Here is a 14,237-nt window from a genome sequence, read left to right as displayed (position 1 = left end):
GGCAATGGGGAGTTAACTGTTAAGTTTAAAAAAGAACATAATATGAAAAAAGATTAGCATCTAAATAAGACGCTAATCGATACTACAAACAGAAGCAGAACAATCTTCACAAGCAATTTCACATTTTAAAAATTGTAAATCGTGGATTGTAATCTTTCCTTTATGAATAGAAATTGTACCTTGCTTTTTTAATTCATTTAACATTCGATTTACACTTTCACGTGAAGTTGCACAGAAATTAGCAAGTTCTTGATTCGTTAACGGTAAATCGATGAGAATACCATTTTCCTTTAAAACACCATAACTATTTGTCATTCGTATGAGAGTAGAATATAAGGCACCTTTTTTGCCGTGTAATACTAAATCTCGGAACTTCGTTTGCATTCTTCTTAAATGTTCACTAATCCATTTCATAAATTCAAATACAAGAGCTGGTTTTTGGAGTAATTCTTTTTCTAACGCTTCACGCTTTATAACGCCTACTTCAACATCTTCAAGGCATTTTGAATTTAATAAATACTTCGCATTATCCGTGAACAATGTTAATTCTCCAATAATGTCGTATGCCGAACAAATTCGAAGTGTTAGTTCTTGTCCGTCAGCACTAAGTTTACTAATTTGTACTTTTCCTGAGTGGATGATATAGAGTTCGGTTGCCTCCATACCTTCTTGAAAAATAAAACTACCTTTTTTTATCTGCATTTTATATTCAACAGATGCAAGTAATTCTTTTAAATCTTGAGATAATGTCATACTGTTTGCCACAGCAATCACCTTTCTTCTTATAAGCAATACATTTCCTATTTTGAGTGTAAATATGATGAAAATGCAAGAGCTATTTTAAAAATAATGTAAAATTTCAATGACCGTAAGGAGTATGGCCTGAAGATGTGAACAAAATGCGAACGGATTTGTGAAAAGTTTTTGAATGGGGAAAGTGATGTGAGAAAAGTCACATTGAATATGTAGCTTCTTTTTTATAATAAAGGCAAATAAAAAAATGAAAGCTTACTAAGGATTGCAGCAGAAAAGAAGGGATATAGATGCACGAGAACATGAAAGATTCTTTAAAGCGGCCACTTCAAGATTTACGCATTTCAGTTATTGATCGTTGTAATTTTAGGTGCACATATTGTATGCCTGCTGAAGTGTTCGGACCTGATTATGCTTTTTTACAGGAAGAGTGTTTATTAACGTTTGATGAAATAGAAAGGTTAGCGAGATTATTTATAAGTATGGGAGTTAATAAAATTAGGCTTACTGGCGGTGAACCTTTATTGCGTAAAGACTTACCGAAGTTAATTGCAAGACTTGCAAAGCTAGAAGGCTTAAAAGATATTGGGCTCACAACAAACGGAATTCATTTAGCAAAACAAGCTAAGGCGCTAAAAGAAGCAGGATTAAAGCGTGTAAATATTAGTTTAGATGCAATAGAGGATCGTGTCTTCCAAAAAATTAATGGAAGACATGTAAGTACGAAACCTGTACTGAAAGGAATTGAAGCAGCGAAGGAAGCTGGATTAGAAGTAAAGGTAAATATGGTCGTAAAAAAAGGGATGAATGATAGTCAAATTCTTCCTATGGCTCAGTATTTTAAAGAACAAGAAATACAGTTACGTTTCATTGAGTTTATGGATGTAGGCAGTACGAACGGATGGAACTTTGAACAAGTCGTTACGAAGGAACAATTAATAGAGAAAATTAATCGTGTATATCCAATTGAACCTGTTAAACCTCGTTACTTTGGAGAAGTTGCGAAATTGTATCGATATGTAGGAAACGATGCTGAAGTTGGATTTATTACTTCAGTATCTGAGTCATTTTGTTCTTCTTGTACGAGAGCACGTATTTCGGCAGACGGCAAGTTTTATACGTGCTTATTTGGAGAAAAAGGAACGGATTTACGATCGCTTCTTCGAGAAAATATTTCTGATGCATCACTATTAAAAATTTTACAACATACATGGCGATATAGAACAGATCGATATTCAGATGAAAGAACGGCGGAAAGTACAAATAAACGTCAAAAAGTTGAGATGTCTTACATTGGTGGATAGCGAAAGGAGGATTCCTTATGCAAGAGCGATATTCAAGACAAGTATTGTTTTCTGGAATAGGTGAAATGGGACAAAGGAAAATAAGGGAAAAGCATGTGCTCTTAATTGGTGCGGGGGCGCTAGGAGCTGCAAATGCAGAAGCGCTCGTTCGGATGGGAATTGGGAAATTGACAATTGCCGATCGTGACTATGTCGAATGGAGTAATTTACAACGGCAACAGTTATATACAGAAGAAGATGCAAAACAATGCAAACCAAAAGCAATTGCAGCGGCAGAACATGTAAGAAAGATTAATTCTGAGGTGGAAATTGTACCAGTTGTAACGGATGTCACAATGAAAGAAATGGAAGAGTTAACGAAAGAAGTGGATCTCATATTAGATGCGACTGACAACTTTGATACGCGTCTACTTATAAATGATATTTCACAAAAAGAAAATATACCTTGGATATACGGTGGATGCATTGGAAGTTACGGTGTAACGTACACAATTCTTCCAGGAAAAACACCATGTTTTCGCTGCTTAATGGATCATCCGATGGGCGGTGCAACATGTGATACAGCGGGAATTATTCAGCCAGCTGTACAGATGGTTGTTGCTCACCAAGTGACAGAAGCAATGAAAATATTGGTGGATGATTTCGAGACGCTACGAGGAACAATGTTATCATTTGATATTTGGAACAATCAATTTCTCTCATTAAAAGTAAATAAACAGAAAAAAAGTACATGTCCATCTTGCGGAAATACACGTACGTACCCAAGTTTAACATTTGAATCACAGGTGAAAACGGAGGTGCTATGCGGACGGAATACAGTTCAAATCCGTCCAGGAATAAAGAGAGTTCTATATTTAAACGAAATCAAAAAAAGATTACAAAAAATTGTACATGTCCAAAAAACGCCGTACTTACTATCATTTCTAATTGATGAATATCGTTTCGTTTTATTTACAGACGGTAGGGCATTTATTCATGGGACAAATGATGTGAAAATAGCAAAACGATTGTACGCAAAATATATAGGATGAACAGAGAGAGTTTCCCCCTTATTAAAACGAGGTGAAAAAGAATGTTAGCAAAACGTATACCGATTCCAGTGGCAGAAGCAGTTGCACGAGTAATGAAATATGCTCATCAAGGTGAAACAGAAGAGGTTTCTCTTATAGAAAGTTACGGAAGAACGCTTGGAGAAGATGTTATTGCAGATCATGATGTCCCGCATTTTGATCGCTCTCCGTACGACGGATTTGCGATTCGAGCGGAAGATACAAAAGAAGCAAGTAGCAGTAATCCCATTCAGTTTGAAGTGATTGGTGAAATTGGAGCAGGGGTTGTTTTTACAGAAGAAGTGAAAGCATTTCAAGCTGTCCGTATTATGACAGGAGCCGCAATTCCGAGAGGGTGTAATGCGGTTGTTATGTTAGAACTAACGGAAGGATTTGAAAAAAACGAAAAGACTTATATGACATTAAAACGCTGTTTCGCAGCCGGTGATAACATTTCTTTTAAAGGTGAAGATGTAAAACAAAATACTATCCTTGTGAAAGAAGGGACTGTTATTAACCCGGGAGTTGCAGCACTTCTTGCTACGTTTGGTTATAGTTCCGTACACGTTGTAAAACGGCCGATTATTGGCATTGTAACGACGGGTAGTGAACTACTTGAAGTACATGAACAATTAAAACCAGGAAAGATTCGAAATAGTAATTCCTATATGATTGCTGCTCAAATTGAACGAGCGGGCGGAGTTGTACAGTATTATGGGAAATTCGCTGACGATTTTGAGACTTGTTTTAACACTGTAAAAAAAGCAATAAAAGAAGTCGATATTTTAATTACAACTGGTGGTGTTTCGATAGGAGACTATGACTATTTACCTGCTATTTATGAGAGATTACAAGCAAATGTACTTTTCAATAAAATTGCGATGCGACCAGGAAGTGTGACAACTGTAGCTGAGATAGAGGGAAAACTATTATTTGGTCTATCTGGTAATCCTTCAGCTTGTTATGTCGGATGTGAGTTATATGTTCGACCAGTCATTGGAACATATTTGCATAGGAAAGATTCACATATTTATCGTGCAGAAGCAATTTTACAGAAAGACTTTTCGAAAGCAAATCCGTTTACTCGTTTTGTAAGAGGGAGAGTGGAATTTGCAGATGGTCAATTACAAGTTACACCAGTTGGTTTAGATAAATCTAGCGCAATTTCTTCACTTGCAGAAGCGAATGCATTTATTGTTTTGCCAGGGGGAACGAGAGGATTTAAAGCTGGAATTACTGTTTCGGTACTGTTACTAGAATCAACCAGCGGAAGTGAATGGCCATGGAAAGAATCGCTTCGTTCATACAAATAATAGAAAAATAGGTTGCTAATTTATACAAAGATAAGAGGTGCGAAATGACACATACGTATTATGAAGTAATTGATACACCTATATCAATTGAAGAAGTTACAAACAAAGTAATTCGGCGTGAGTGTGGTGCGGTTACTACTTTTATTGGCACTGTTAGAGAATTTACGAAAGGCCGACGTACGCTTTATTTAGAGTATGTAGCTTATAAGACGATGGCGGAGAAACAGCTTGAGAGAATTGGTACCGAAGTAGGGGAGAAATGGCCTGGAACATATGTGGCAATTACACATCGCATTGGTACGTTACAAATTTCGGATCTTGCTGTTGTTGTGGCTGTTGCTACACCACATCGGAAAGCGGCCTATGAAGCAAATGAATATATTATGGAGCGTATAAAACAAATTGTTCCAATTTGGAAGAAAGAGTTTTGGGAAGATGGTGAGTCATGGATAGGTGATCAGTTAGAGCGGGTAACATATGCAAATGGTGAGCCTAGAAAGGAGATGAGAATATGATTAAAGTGCTATTATTTGCACATTTACAGGAAGAAGTAAGGAAGTCGTCCTTGCACATAGATTGTGAAAATATTACAGTCGCGAAGCTGAAGGAAGTTCTGGTTAAGGAATATAATGTAGCAATTTCAAACGAGATTATGGTCGCGATAAATGAAGAATACGCAAATGAGGATGACATCATTCAAACTGGCGATGTCGTAGCAATGATTCCGCCAGTAAGTGGTGGTTGATTCTTTTCAGCCTAATCATGTAAGAACGTGATTAGGCTGGAGGGAATGAATATAACTACGTATACATAGGAGGGAACAGGATGAAAAGTCCTAATTTTCAATTAAGTTTACAAACTTCTAATCTAATTATCGGTTTTATGGTGTGGGTTATTTTATCATCATTAATGCCCTATATTAAAGTGGATATCCCATTAACTGCGGGACAAATTTCTATGGTAACAGCAGTACCCGTTATTTTAGGGTCTGTTCTTCGTATTCCAATTGGTTATTGGACAAATCGTTTCGGAGCAAGAAAATTATTCTTTATTAGTTTTATTCTATTATTATTTCCTGTTTTTTATATTAGTGTTGCCAATTCTATGATGGATTTAATTATTGGTGGATTATTTGTAGGAATCGGTGGTGCTGTATTCTCTGTAGGAGTAACTTCTTTACCAAAATACTTTCCAAAAGAGAGTCACGGTTTTGTAAATGGTATTTACGGTGTCGGTAACGCCGGAACAGCAATTACTTCGTTTCTAGCACCAGTTATCGCAACCTCGGTTGGCTGGAGAACGACAGTACAATGTTATTTAGTTTTACTTGCAGCATTTGCACTCATGAACTTTTTATTAGGTGATCGTAAGGAGAAAAAGGTGAATACACCATTAATGGAACAAATAAAAGGTGTATATAAAAATGAAAAACTTTGGTTTTTATGTATCTTTTACTTTTTAACATTTGGATCATTTGTCGCATTTACCGTATACTTACCAAACTTCTTAGTATCTCACTTTGGATTAGAGAAAGTAGATGCAGGTATGCGGACAGCAGGATTCATCGTACTCGCAACAATTATGCGTCCAGTTGGTGGATGGTTAGGTGATAAATTTAATCCATTTAAAATATTAATCTTCGTATTTATCGGTTTAACACTTTCAGGTATTATCCTATCATTTATGCCAAGCATGAACGTGTATACATTTGGTTGCCTACTAGTCGCATTTTGTGCAGGTATCGGTAATGGTACAATCTTCAAACTCGTTCCAATGTATTTCTCAGAACAAGCTGGTATTGTAAATGGGCTTGTTTCAGCTTTAGGCGGACTAGGAGGATTCTTCCCGCCGCTAATTTTAACATTACTATTCCAACTAACAGGTCATTATGCGATTGGATTTATGGCATTATCAGAAGTCGCTCTAGCTTGTTTAATCATTACAGTATGGATGTATAGCCAAGAGAAACTGTTAGTGATGTTAAAGAATCATTAATAAGGAAAAAGAACCGTTCCAAAGTATTTTGGGACGGTTCTTTTAGTAACAGGCTTCGCTATATTTTTTAGGACCAGATTCTTTAGTAAGGCTAACAGATATTATGAAATAGTACACTTAAACTAAAGAATACAGTTTAGGTCGATAAGATAAAATTATAAATTTCTATAAATAATCCATAATTTTCTTTATGACTCATATTTGTTATGTTAAAGAAAAGAGAGGGGAGGGAAATAAAATAAGCGTTTTTTTCTGATTATTGAGAATTGAAGGTGTTTTCCGATGAATTAAATGTGATCCATATGTAGTAAAGCGTTTAATCCAACTAAAATATATGTAGAATGAGGTTTTACATGTTTGTATTTATTATATTAGACGTAATATTACCGATATTAATATTGATGTTAATTGGTGCAATCTTACAAAGAAAGTTTCAATTTGACTTAAAGCAACTATCTACACTTATTACGTATTGCTTGATGCCTGCGGCTGTATTTGTGAATATATATGATATTCGTATAGAAATAGATTTGTTGCTCCAGATAATATACTATTTAATGCTTTATAGTCTGAGTCTGATCATAGTAAGTCATTTCATTTCAAAAATATTAAAGTTAGAAAAAGGAGAAAGTGCAGCTCTGAAAAATAGCATTTCGTTAATGAATTCCGGTAATTATGGATTACCAGTAAGTCAATTGATTTTCAGTCACAATCCAGTGGGGGTTTCCATTCAGATTTTTATTGTTATTTTCCAGAATCTTTTAACCTATTCATATGGGATATATAACTTACTATCAGCAACAAAAACAATCGGAGGTATTATTCAATCATTTCTAAGACTGCCTGTATTTCATGCGCTCGTATTAGGGATTCTCTTTCAATCTTTTACAATTCAATTACCTAATTCTATCTTGCTACCTCTTAATCAGCTCGCGAATGGTTTTGTTGCAATAGCACTCATATTGCTAGGGGCGCAATTATCCAACATTAAGCTTAATTTTTCCCATCGAGTCATAACATGGGCTTTAATTGGAAGGTTACTAATGGGACCATTAGTAGCACTTGCCATGATTTATCTACTAAACATTGATGGTATTGTTGCACAATCATTATTTATTGCAAGTTCTTTTCCTACTTCAAGAAATACATCAACCATTGCTATGGAGTATCAAATTGAGCCTGAATTACATGCACAAATCGTTTTATTTTCAACACTTTTTAGCATTATTACAGTAACTGTCGTTATTTATTTATCATATATTTTGTTTTGAATATACGTTTAAAAACGAATAGATTTGAGGTGGTGAATGATGGATGGAAATCCTATCGATATGAGAAGAAAACAGTCTTTCATATATTAGGTGTCGTTTACAATTGTACTATGTCTGATAATCAAGCGGCTTAATTCAAAAAAGAAACCAAAACCAAAAGAACAAACGCTTCTAAAAAACGTTCGTCCAAAGGTAATTACTATTTTAGCTAAGAAATAGATTATAATTTGTGAGTACGAGAAAGCTTTTTTATAAAAGTAGGAAAAATAGATGTTAGTTCCTGCTTCATACGCTTCGTAAAAGATGGATCTTTACCTGAAGTTGAAATCGTTACAACATATTCACCATTTCGGATGACACCCGGTGTGTGAAACGATGATTCTGTACCGTCACTTACAACGTTAACCCATTGAAAATCATGGGCGGCCTGTTTGACCATCATATTTATAGCATGTTGATTTGTAGCTGCATAAATAAGATGAGCATCTTTAATATCATCATTACTAAAAGTTTTTTGCTTCCAAGTAATATAAGGAAGTTCCTTCATTTCCTTGCAAATTTCTGGGCTGACAACGGTGACAAAAGCGCCTGTATCTTTTAATCCAGACGCTTTTCGATATGCGATTTTACCTCCACCAATGATAACGACCACTTTATTATGTAGATTAAACATAAGAGGGTACATGTTATACATACACATATTCCTCCATTCGTTCTAGTAATGTTAATTTCATATATGTATCAAACTGAAGACAGTTACAAGTTGTAACGTGATCGTATTTTTTTGTATGCAACTTAATTTTTTGAAGCAATAATCCAGTAAAGAGAAGGTACGGCATGACATATACATGAGATGCAGTCGATGTTATAGTCTTGAGCTCAGCAGTAAAAGAGGGCGTTCCTTTCGTTAAAAAGGAACAACATACTCGCATACCGAGTTTTTGTTCGACAGCTACTCCAATTTGCTGTAACTCATGTATCGGCTGGGGGTCACTACTACCTCTTCCTACGAGTAAAATACTACTATTTTGCATTGGCATAGCTTCACGTATTCTTTTCACTACAAGTTCAACCATATGCGGATGCGTACTAAAAGGTGGTACAACTGAAAATGTTATATGTGGATATTGCTTTTGCATTTTTTCTATCTCAAAAGGAATATCACATTTATAGTGAGCTGCTGCAAATAATAAAATAGGTACAATCATTATTTCAGTTGCTCCCTCTAGTATCGTTTCTGTAACTGCATCAGAAATGGTAGGTGTCGTTAGTTCTAGAAAAGCTATTCTTTGAATTCTTTCGTTACGTTCTTTCATAACAGATTGAATAAAGTGAATGAATTGTTCGTTACCCTCTTGCAAGCGACTACCGTGTCCAACATATACAATTCCTTTCATTGTCTTACCATGTCTTTCTGCATAAGAGTTTCTTGTAATTGATGATCAATGTTATGAAACCCGACTTTATTTGCATAGCGTAAAGTTGGAACGTCGGTATACGAGAATGGGAGAGTAACAATATCGATAAAGCCAAGACGTTTTACTTCTGCTAGAAACGTATCAATAGAAGCGCGTCCTTCAAATACAATGCTATCCCATAAGAATTCTGAAAGCATACGAGAATGGACTTCATCGAAACGATGATCAATTGTATACTTATGAGTCATCATATAGGAGCCGGCACCAATTTTCTCTTGAATAAAAGCAATCCGATTAATATTTCTGCCTAAATAAACAGTTGTATCGGAAGAGAACTTTGCTTCTTTACTTAGTAGCCCATATTGCATAAGTTTTTCTTGAGTGGCAACGTTCATGTGTTGTAGCTCTGCCTGTAAGGAACGAATATCTTTCTTGTATTTACTACATGATTGCATCAAAATTTCTACACTTTCAGCTGAACAAAAAACAAGGCGATTAACGTTAAAAATTTCATTGATTTGTTCAAGTGTTAATGTATATTCTTCCTTTTTGAAAGTTGGAATTTGATATATTTCTGCACCAGCTTCTTGTAACTTTTGCTTCATTACACTTGTTTTATTTGTTGCGGATGTAAATAAAACTTTTTTACCATGTAATGGTTTATGTTCTTTCCAAGCGATTTGATCTCGTAATGAAACGACATCACCAACAATTGTCATAGATGGATTAGAAATATTTTCGTTTTTGACGATAGAAACAATGGTAGATAGTGTCCCTGTAACAACGCGCTGTTTACCAGTTGTACCCCATTCAATAACTGCTACTGGCGTATCTTCTTTTTTTCCTGCTTGTCGTAAGTCTTCACAAATTGTAGGTAAGTTTTTTATACCCATGTAGTAGGCAATCGTATCGCTATTGTGAGATGAATTATATTTTCCATGATCGGTTAAAGGACCTTTTGCATGTCCGGTTAGTAAAGTGACGCTATTACTGTAGTTACGGTGGGTGAGGGGGATACCTGCATAGCTACTAGCGGCGATGCTAGATGTAATGCCTGGTACAATTTCATATGGAATATTTGCTGCTGCTAAAGTTTCTGCTTCTTCACCAACACGGCCAAAAATAGATGGATCTCCGCCTTTTAATCGGACAACAATTTTTCCCTCTTGCGCAAATTGAAGAAGGTGTGCGTTAATCATTTCTTGTCGCATAATATGATTCTTTGGCATTTTTCCGCAATACATAAGTTCACATGTTTGTTTTGTATAGCTAAGAAAGAAAGGGTTTAGTAAACGGTCATATAAAACAATATCTGCACGTTTTAAACACTCTATCGCTTTCTTTGTAATAAGCCCTTCATCACCTGGTCCTGCACCAACTAAATATACATATCCGTTCATATAATTGCACCTCATCTAGTTTTATTTAAAAGGAAGCCAGGGGGGAGGCTTCCTTTTGTAAATTACATATATATATAAATGTCACCATCAATGATTTCTACTTCGTACGTTTGAATACAACCGTCATCAGGTTTTTGAACTTCACCTGTAAGTAATGAAATCTTCCAATCATGTAGCGGACAAAAGACGAATTCACCAGATACAATTCCTTCGGCTAATGGTCCGTTTTTATGAGGACAACGATTTTCTACAGCTCGAATATCGCCATTTGAAAGGCGGAATAGGGCGATAGACATACCTTTCATTTGGACCTCTTTACCGATTTGAATAGGAAGATCTTCTGCACGCATAACTTTTATTTTATCTTTCGTTTGTATCATATAGATCACAGCTCCTTATTTCACAGTTTCTACTTCATACATCGCTTTTAATGATTGTGCTTGTCCCCAAGCTTCTTTATATGTGCCACGGGCCGTTTGGAAACGTTCATTTAACTTAGTGACCATATTTGCATCTTGCAGTATTTCTTTTATGTGATCGAAGCCTAATCGTTCTGTCCAGTAGGCAGTACGCTCTCCGTAAATACCAGTTTCACGATAATATTGCATGTAAGCTGTAGCGATGTGAAGAACATCATCTTCAGTAGGGACAATCATTACAAAATCAGCTTCACGTACTTCTGTACCACCATTTCCACCAATATAAAGTTGGTATCCATTTTCGACACAAACAACGCCAAAATCTTTCGTAAGTACTTCCGCACAGTTACGCGGACAGCCCGTTACACCCATCTTCATTTTATGAGGTGTATCTACCATTTCTAATGATTGTTCAAGGAGCATACCAAGTCCTAATGAATCTTTCGTACCGAAACGGCAGAAACGAGAGCCAACACATGATTTTACATTACGAAGAGATTTTGAATACGCATATCCAGAAGTCATATTTAAGTCAGCCCATACGTTAGGTAAATCTTGTTTCTTAACACCGTATAAGCCAATTCGACTTGCACCGGTAATTTTCACAAGTGGAACATCATACTTTTTCGCAACTTCAGCAATTTTCATTAAATCATCTGCTGTTGTAACGCCTCCGTACATACGTGGAATAACAGAGAATGTACCATCGTGCTGGATGTTACCATTCATTCTTTCATTAACGAAACGGGAGGCTTTATCATCTTCATATTCTTCTGGAATCGCCATACGTAAATAGTAGTTCAAAGCAGGACGACATTTTGAACAGCCATCTTCATGTACAAAACCAAGAACATTTCGTACTTCTTTTGGTGATTTTAAGCCTTTTTCATGAATTGCCGCTACGACTTCATCACGTGATAAAGGTGTACATCCGCACATACCAGCAGACTGGGCTGAGGCATCAAAAGCATCTCCGAGTGTATGAGATAAAACTTGTTCTACAAGCGGACGACATTTACCACAAGACCCTGCGGCTTTCGTACAGCCTTTAACTTCTTCAAAAGTCGTTAACTCTTGTTCTAAAATGGCATGAACGATTGTTCCTTTCGTAACACCATTACATCCACAAATCGTGTCATCCGCACTCATTGTAGCAACATCAAGTTCACTTTCTTCACCAGCTTTGTGAAGAATGGACGCTGGTGTATATTCTTGTATATCTTCTTCTTTCTTTAACATGCTAAAGAGGCGTGTACCATCAGCTGTGTCACCATATAAAACGATACCGACGACTTTATTGTCACGAATTAATACTTTTTTATAGGAACGTTTGCATTCATTAAAGATGGATATTGCTTTCGTTTGATCATCTTCATAAATTTGGCCTGCAGAGAATAAATCACAACCAGCAACTTTTAATTGCGTACCGACGATACTGCCCGAATATCCATCAGTTTGTAAATTCGATATATGTTTCGCTAATATTGCACCTTGTTCATAAAGAGGGGCAACAAGTCCATATGCGATACCGTCATGTTCTGCACATTCGCCAACTGCATAAATGGACTCATCATTTGTTAGCATATAGTCATTGACTACAATGCCGCGATTGACAATTAAACCAGCATCTCTTGCTATTTGCGTATTTGGTCGGATTCCGACAGCCATTACGATTAAATCACAATCTACAACTTCACCATCTTCAAATTGAATGCCCTCAACATGGTTTGTACCAAGAATTTTTACAGTTTTCTTTTCCATGAGAAACTTCATGCCTTGTGCTTCTAAATCTTCACGCAGTAGAGAAGCGGCTTTCGTATCTAGTTGTTGCTCCATTAAGTTAGGCATTAAATGAACAACATGTACGTCCATTCCTAAGTCAATAAGACCTCGTGCTGCTTCTAAACCAAGTAATCCACCACCAATGACAACGGCCTTTTTCTTTTCTTTAGCAGTATCCATCATAAACTGTGTATCTTCAATGGTTCGAAAACCTGTTACACCAGGAAGAGTGGAACCTTCAACAGGTAAAATAAAAGCACTAGAACCTGTTGCAATAATAAGCTTGTCATATGTAAGAGTACGATTCTTTTCTGTCATAATAACTTTTTCTTCTCGGTCAATACTTTGAACTCTTTCATTTGTATACAAAGTTATTTCGTTTTCTTCATACCAACTGTATTCATTCATAATGATATCTTGTATATTTGTTTTACCTTGTAAAACATGAGAGAGCATAATGCGATTATAGTTTGGGTGTGGTTCATCTCCAAAAATAGTAATCTCATATGAATCACAATCATGTTTTAATATTTCTTCCATACAACGTATGCCAGCCATACCATTTCCGATCATAACTAAACGTTTTTTCATTTTCGTTTCCCCTTTTTTATGTGAAGTATTGAGCAAAGGATTATATTTCTATTATAGAAAATCAAAAAAGGGGGAGATGTGATATTTATCACACTTTTGAAATGATTCACAAATTGTTAAAATTCGGATTTGTGTGAGGGAGGATATGTATATTTTTTGTGAAATGAAAAAGCAGGACATCAGTATGTATACTTATGTCCTGCACTTTATTTACGCTCTCGTAATGGCACGTGGAAATAAAATATTATTTTCTAAATGAATGTGCTCAAATAAATCAGACTCTAACGCTTCAAGGCGATAAGTGCCGCAAGCTCCTTCTGGGGGAGTAAAGTCATTTGTAACTTTACGAAGCTCTTTAATAATGTTGCCAGCGTGGTTATGTTCATTTTCTAGTTCATCTACTACTTTACGTAACTTTGCATAGTTTTCATCAGTTGGATTTTTTTCAAATTCTAAAATTAATGGGAAATCTTCTGTTTCTTCTTTAATTAAATGCTGTTCTAATTCCATTTTAAGTTCATGAAATAGCTTATGAATTTTAGCTAAATGCGGCTGATTTGCTCCATGAACACGTAATACTTTCGTCACATAAGGACTTAACTGTGGTAACTCTTCATTTAAATAACGATGATGCTTATGAATCACATAATCAATCAATTCACGATAAGAAGCATTTTTCCAATCAATTTCAGATTCATTTAATCGTTTCGTATTATGATAAAGCGTATTTAACTCTGTAATTACTTCAGTAGCTGATAAATTTCTTTCATGAATTGCATCAATAAGTGGCTTATTACCGCCACAACAAAAATCTATTCTATAGGATTTAAAAAGATCACTAGCTTTTGGAAATTGTGTAACAATCTCACCGACAATAGAAGTTTCAGTAAATGTATGTTCCATATGAATGCCTCCATAAAGTTTAAATGTAATATCTAAATT

The 14,237-nt window shown here is 35.7% G+C and carries 14 protein-coding genes; 7 read left to right on the top strand and 7 right to left on the bottom strand.

Features of this window, described 5'->3' with window-relative positions; all coding sequences use genetic code 11:
• Positions 1 to 72 precede the first annotated feature (72 nt).
• Positions 73 to 765, bottom strand: a complete 693-nt coding sequence (locus AC0L0O_RS14555) for a Crp/Fnr family transcriptional regulator (RefSeq protein ID WP_000013859.1) — start codon at positions 763 to 765, stop codon at positions 73 to 75.
• Positions 766 to 1,043: 278 nt separating this feature from the next.
• Here AC0L0O_RS14555 and moaA point away from each other — a divergent pair, with 278 nt between their 5' ends.
• The 7 genes from moaA to AC0L0O_RS14520 all read left to right on the top strand — a co-directional run bounded on the left by moaA (position 1,044) and on the right by AC0L0O_RS14520 (position 7,685).
• Positions 1,044 to 2,057 (top strand): GTP 3',8-cyclase MoaA, encoded by a 1,014-nt coding sequence (gene moaA, locus AC0L0O_RS14550; protein ID WP_000545021.1) that lies wholly within the window; start codon positions 1,044 to 1,046, stop codon positions 2,055 to 2,057.
• 17 nt (positions 2,058 to 2,074) lie between these two features.
• Entirely contained in the window at positions 2,075 to 3,088 is a 1,014-nt protein-coding gene (locus AC0L0O_RS14545; protein WP_001158137.1) for a molybdopterin-synthase adenylyltransferase MoeB, read from the top strand.
• A 41-nt stretch (positions 3,089 to 3,129) separates the two neighbouring features.
• Positions 3,130 to 4,419: a molybdopterin molybdotransferase MoeA gene (moeA, locus tag AC0L0O_RS14540; RefSeq protein ID WP_000880211.1), complete on the top strand. Its 1,290-nt coding sequence runs from the start codon at positions 3,130 to 3,132 to the stop codon at positions 4,417 to 4,419.
• Between the two features lie 44 nt (positions 4,420 to 4,463).
• Positions 4,464 to 4,934, top strand: coding sequence for a molybdopterin synthase catalytic subunit MoaE (gene moaE, locus AC0L0O_RS14535; RefSeq protein ID WP_000149974.1), 471 nt, complete (start codon positions 4,464 to 4,466; stop codon positions 4,932 to 4,934).
• The gene (gene moaD, locus AC0L0O_RS14530) at positions 4,931 to 5,164 is read left to right on the top strand and encodes a molybdopterin converting factor subunit 1 (RefSeq protein WP_000598698.1); all 234 of its coding nucleotides are present in this window, start codon (positions 4,931 to 4,933) and stop codon (positions 5,162 to 5,164) included. The genes moaE and moaD overlap by 4 nt, the downstream gene beginning before the upstream one ends.
• Before the next feature lie 80 nt (positions 5,165 to 5,244).
• Entirely contained in the window at positions 5,245 to 6,414 is a 1,170-nt protein-coding gene (narK, locus tag AC0L0O_RS14525; RefSeq protein WP_000841852.1) for a nitrate transporter NarK, read from the top strand.
• Between the two features lie 353 nt (positions 6,415 to 6,767).
• Complete coding sequence (locus AC0L0O_RS14520) at positions 6,768 to 7,685, top strand: AEC family transporter (protein ID WP_000497480.1); 918 nt, start codon at positions 6,768 to 6,770, stop codon at positions 7,683 to 7,685.
• A gap of 220 nt (positions 7,686 to 7,905) precedes the next feature.
• Here the strand turns inward: AC0L0O_RS14520 and AC0L0O_RS14515 are convergent, their stop codons facing one another.
• The 6 genes from AC0L0O_RS14515 to ric form a co-directional block, all read right to left on the bottom strand.
• A complete protein-coding gene (locus AC0L0O_RS14515; protein WP_428888691.1) occupies positions 7,906 to 8,379 on the bottom strand; it encodes a precorrin-2 dehydrogenase in 474 nt (157 codons plus the stop codon).
• Positions 8,372 to 9,082, bottom strand: coding sequence for a sirohydrochlorin chelatase (locus AC0L0O_RS14510; protein WP_000676461.1), 711 nt, complete (start codon positions 9,080 to 9,082; stop codon positions 8,372 to 8,374). The genes AC0L0O_RS14515 and AC0L0O_RS14510 overlap by 8 nt, the downstream gene beginning before the upstream one ends.
• Positions 9,079 to 10,503 (bottom strand): uroporphyrin-III C-methyltransferase, encoded by a 1,425-nt coding sequence (locus tag AC0L0O_RS14505; protein ID WP_001014960.1) that lies wholly within the window; start codon positions 10,501 to 10,503, stop codon positions 9,079 to 9,081. Before AC0L0O_RS14505 ends, AC0L0O_RS14510 begins: the two co-directional genes overlap by 4 nt.
• Positions 10,504 to 10,565: 62 nt before the next feature.
• Positions 10,566 to 10,883, bottom strand: coding sequence for a nitrite reductase small subunit NirD (nirD, locus tag AC0L0O_RS14500; protein WP_000616670.1), 318 nt, complete (start codon positions 10,881 to 10,883; stop codon positions 10,566 to 10,568).
• A gap of 15 nt (positions 10,884 to 10,898) precedes the next feature.
• A complete protein-coding gene (gene nirB, locus AC0L0O_RS14495) occupies positions 10,899 to 13,295 on the bottom strand; it encodes an NADPH-nitrite reductase large subunit (protein WP_428888692.1) in 2,397 nt (798 codons plus the stop codon).
• A 210-nt stretch (positions 13,296 to 13,505) separates the two neighbouring features.
• Positions 13,506 to 14,198: an iron-sulfur cluster repair di-iron protein gene (gene ric, locus AC0L0O_RS14490; protein ID WP_428888693.1), complete on the bottom strand. Its 693-nt coding sequence runs from the start codon at positions 14,196 to 14,198 to the stop codon at positions 13,506 to 13,508.
• Between the last annotated feature and the right edge of the window lie 39 nt (positions 14,199 to 14,237).

The sequence above is a fragment of the Bacillus sp. GS3m_15504 genome, from assembly GCF_055825275.1.
This window is presented reverse-complemented; position numbering and strand designations above follow the sequence as displayed.

Excerpts from the sequence above, each read along its gene's own strand:
- moaA (WP_000545021.1), top strand. The coding sequence starts at position 1,044 with ATGCACGAGAACATGAAAGATTCTTTAAAGCGGCCACTTCAAGATTTA.
- AC0L0O_RS14545 (WP_001158137.1), top strand. The coding sequence starts at position 2,075 with ATGCAAGAGCGATATTCAAGACAAGTATTGTTTTCTGGAATAGGTGAA.
- moeA (WP_000880211.1), top strand. The coding sequence starts at position 3,130 with ATGTTAGCAAAACGTATACCGATTCCAGTGGCAGAAGCAGTTGCACGA.
- moaE (WP_000149974.1), top strand. The coding sequence starts at position 4,464 with ATGACACATACGTATTATGAAGTAATTGATACACCTATATCAATTGAA.
- moaD (WP_000598698.1), top strand. The coding sequence starts at position 4,931 with ATGATTAAAGTGCTATTATTTGCACATTTACAGGAAGAAGTAAGGAAG.
- narK (WP_000841852.1), top strand. The coding sequence starts at position 5,245 with ATGAAAAGTCCTAATTTTCAATTAAGTTTACAAACTTCTAATCTAATT.
- AC0L0O_RS14520 (WP_000497480.1), top strand. The coding sequence starts at position 6,768 with ATGTTTGTATTTATTATATTAGACGTAATATTACCGATATTAATATTG.
- AC0L0O_RS14515 (WP_428888691.1), bottom strand. The coding sequence starts at position 8,379 with ATGTATAACATGTACCCTCTTATGTTTAATCTACATAATAAAGTGGTC.
- AC0L0O_RS14510 (WP_000676461.1), bottom strand. The coding sequence starts at position 9,082 with ATGAAAGGAATTGTATATGTTGGACACGGTAGTCGCTTGCAAGAGGGT.
- AC0L0O_RS14505 (WP_001014960.1), bottom strand. The coding sequence starts at position 10,503 with ATGAACGGATATGTATATTTAGTTGGTGCAGGACCAGGTGATGAAGGG.
- nirD (WP_000616670.1), bottom strand. The coding sequence starts at position 10,883 with ATGATACAAACGAAAGATAAAATAAAAGTTATGCGTGCAGAAGATCTT.
- nirB (WP_428888692.1), bottom strand. The coding sequence starts at position 13,295 with ATGAAAAAACGTTTAGTTATGATCGGAAATGGTATGGCTGGCATACGT.
- ric (WP_428888693.1), bottom strand. The coding sequence starts at position 14,198 with ATGGAACATACATTTACTGAAACTTCTATTGTCGGTGAGATTGTTACA.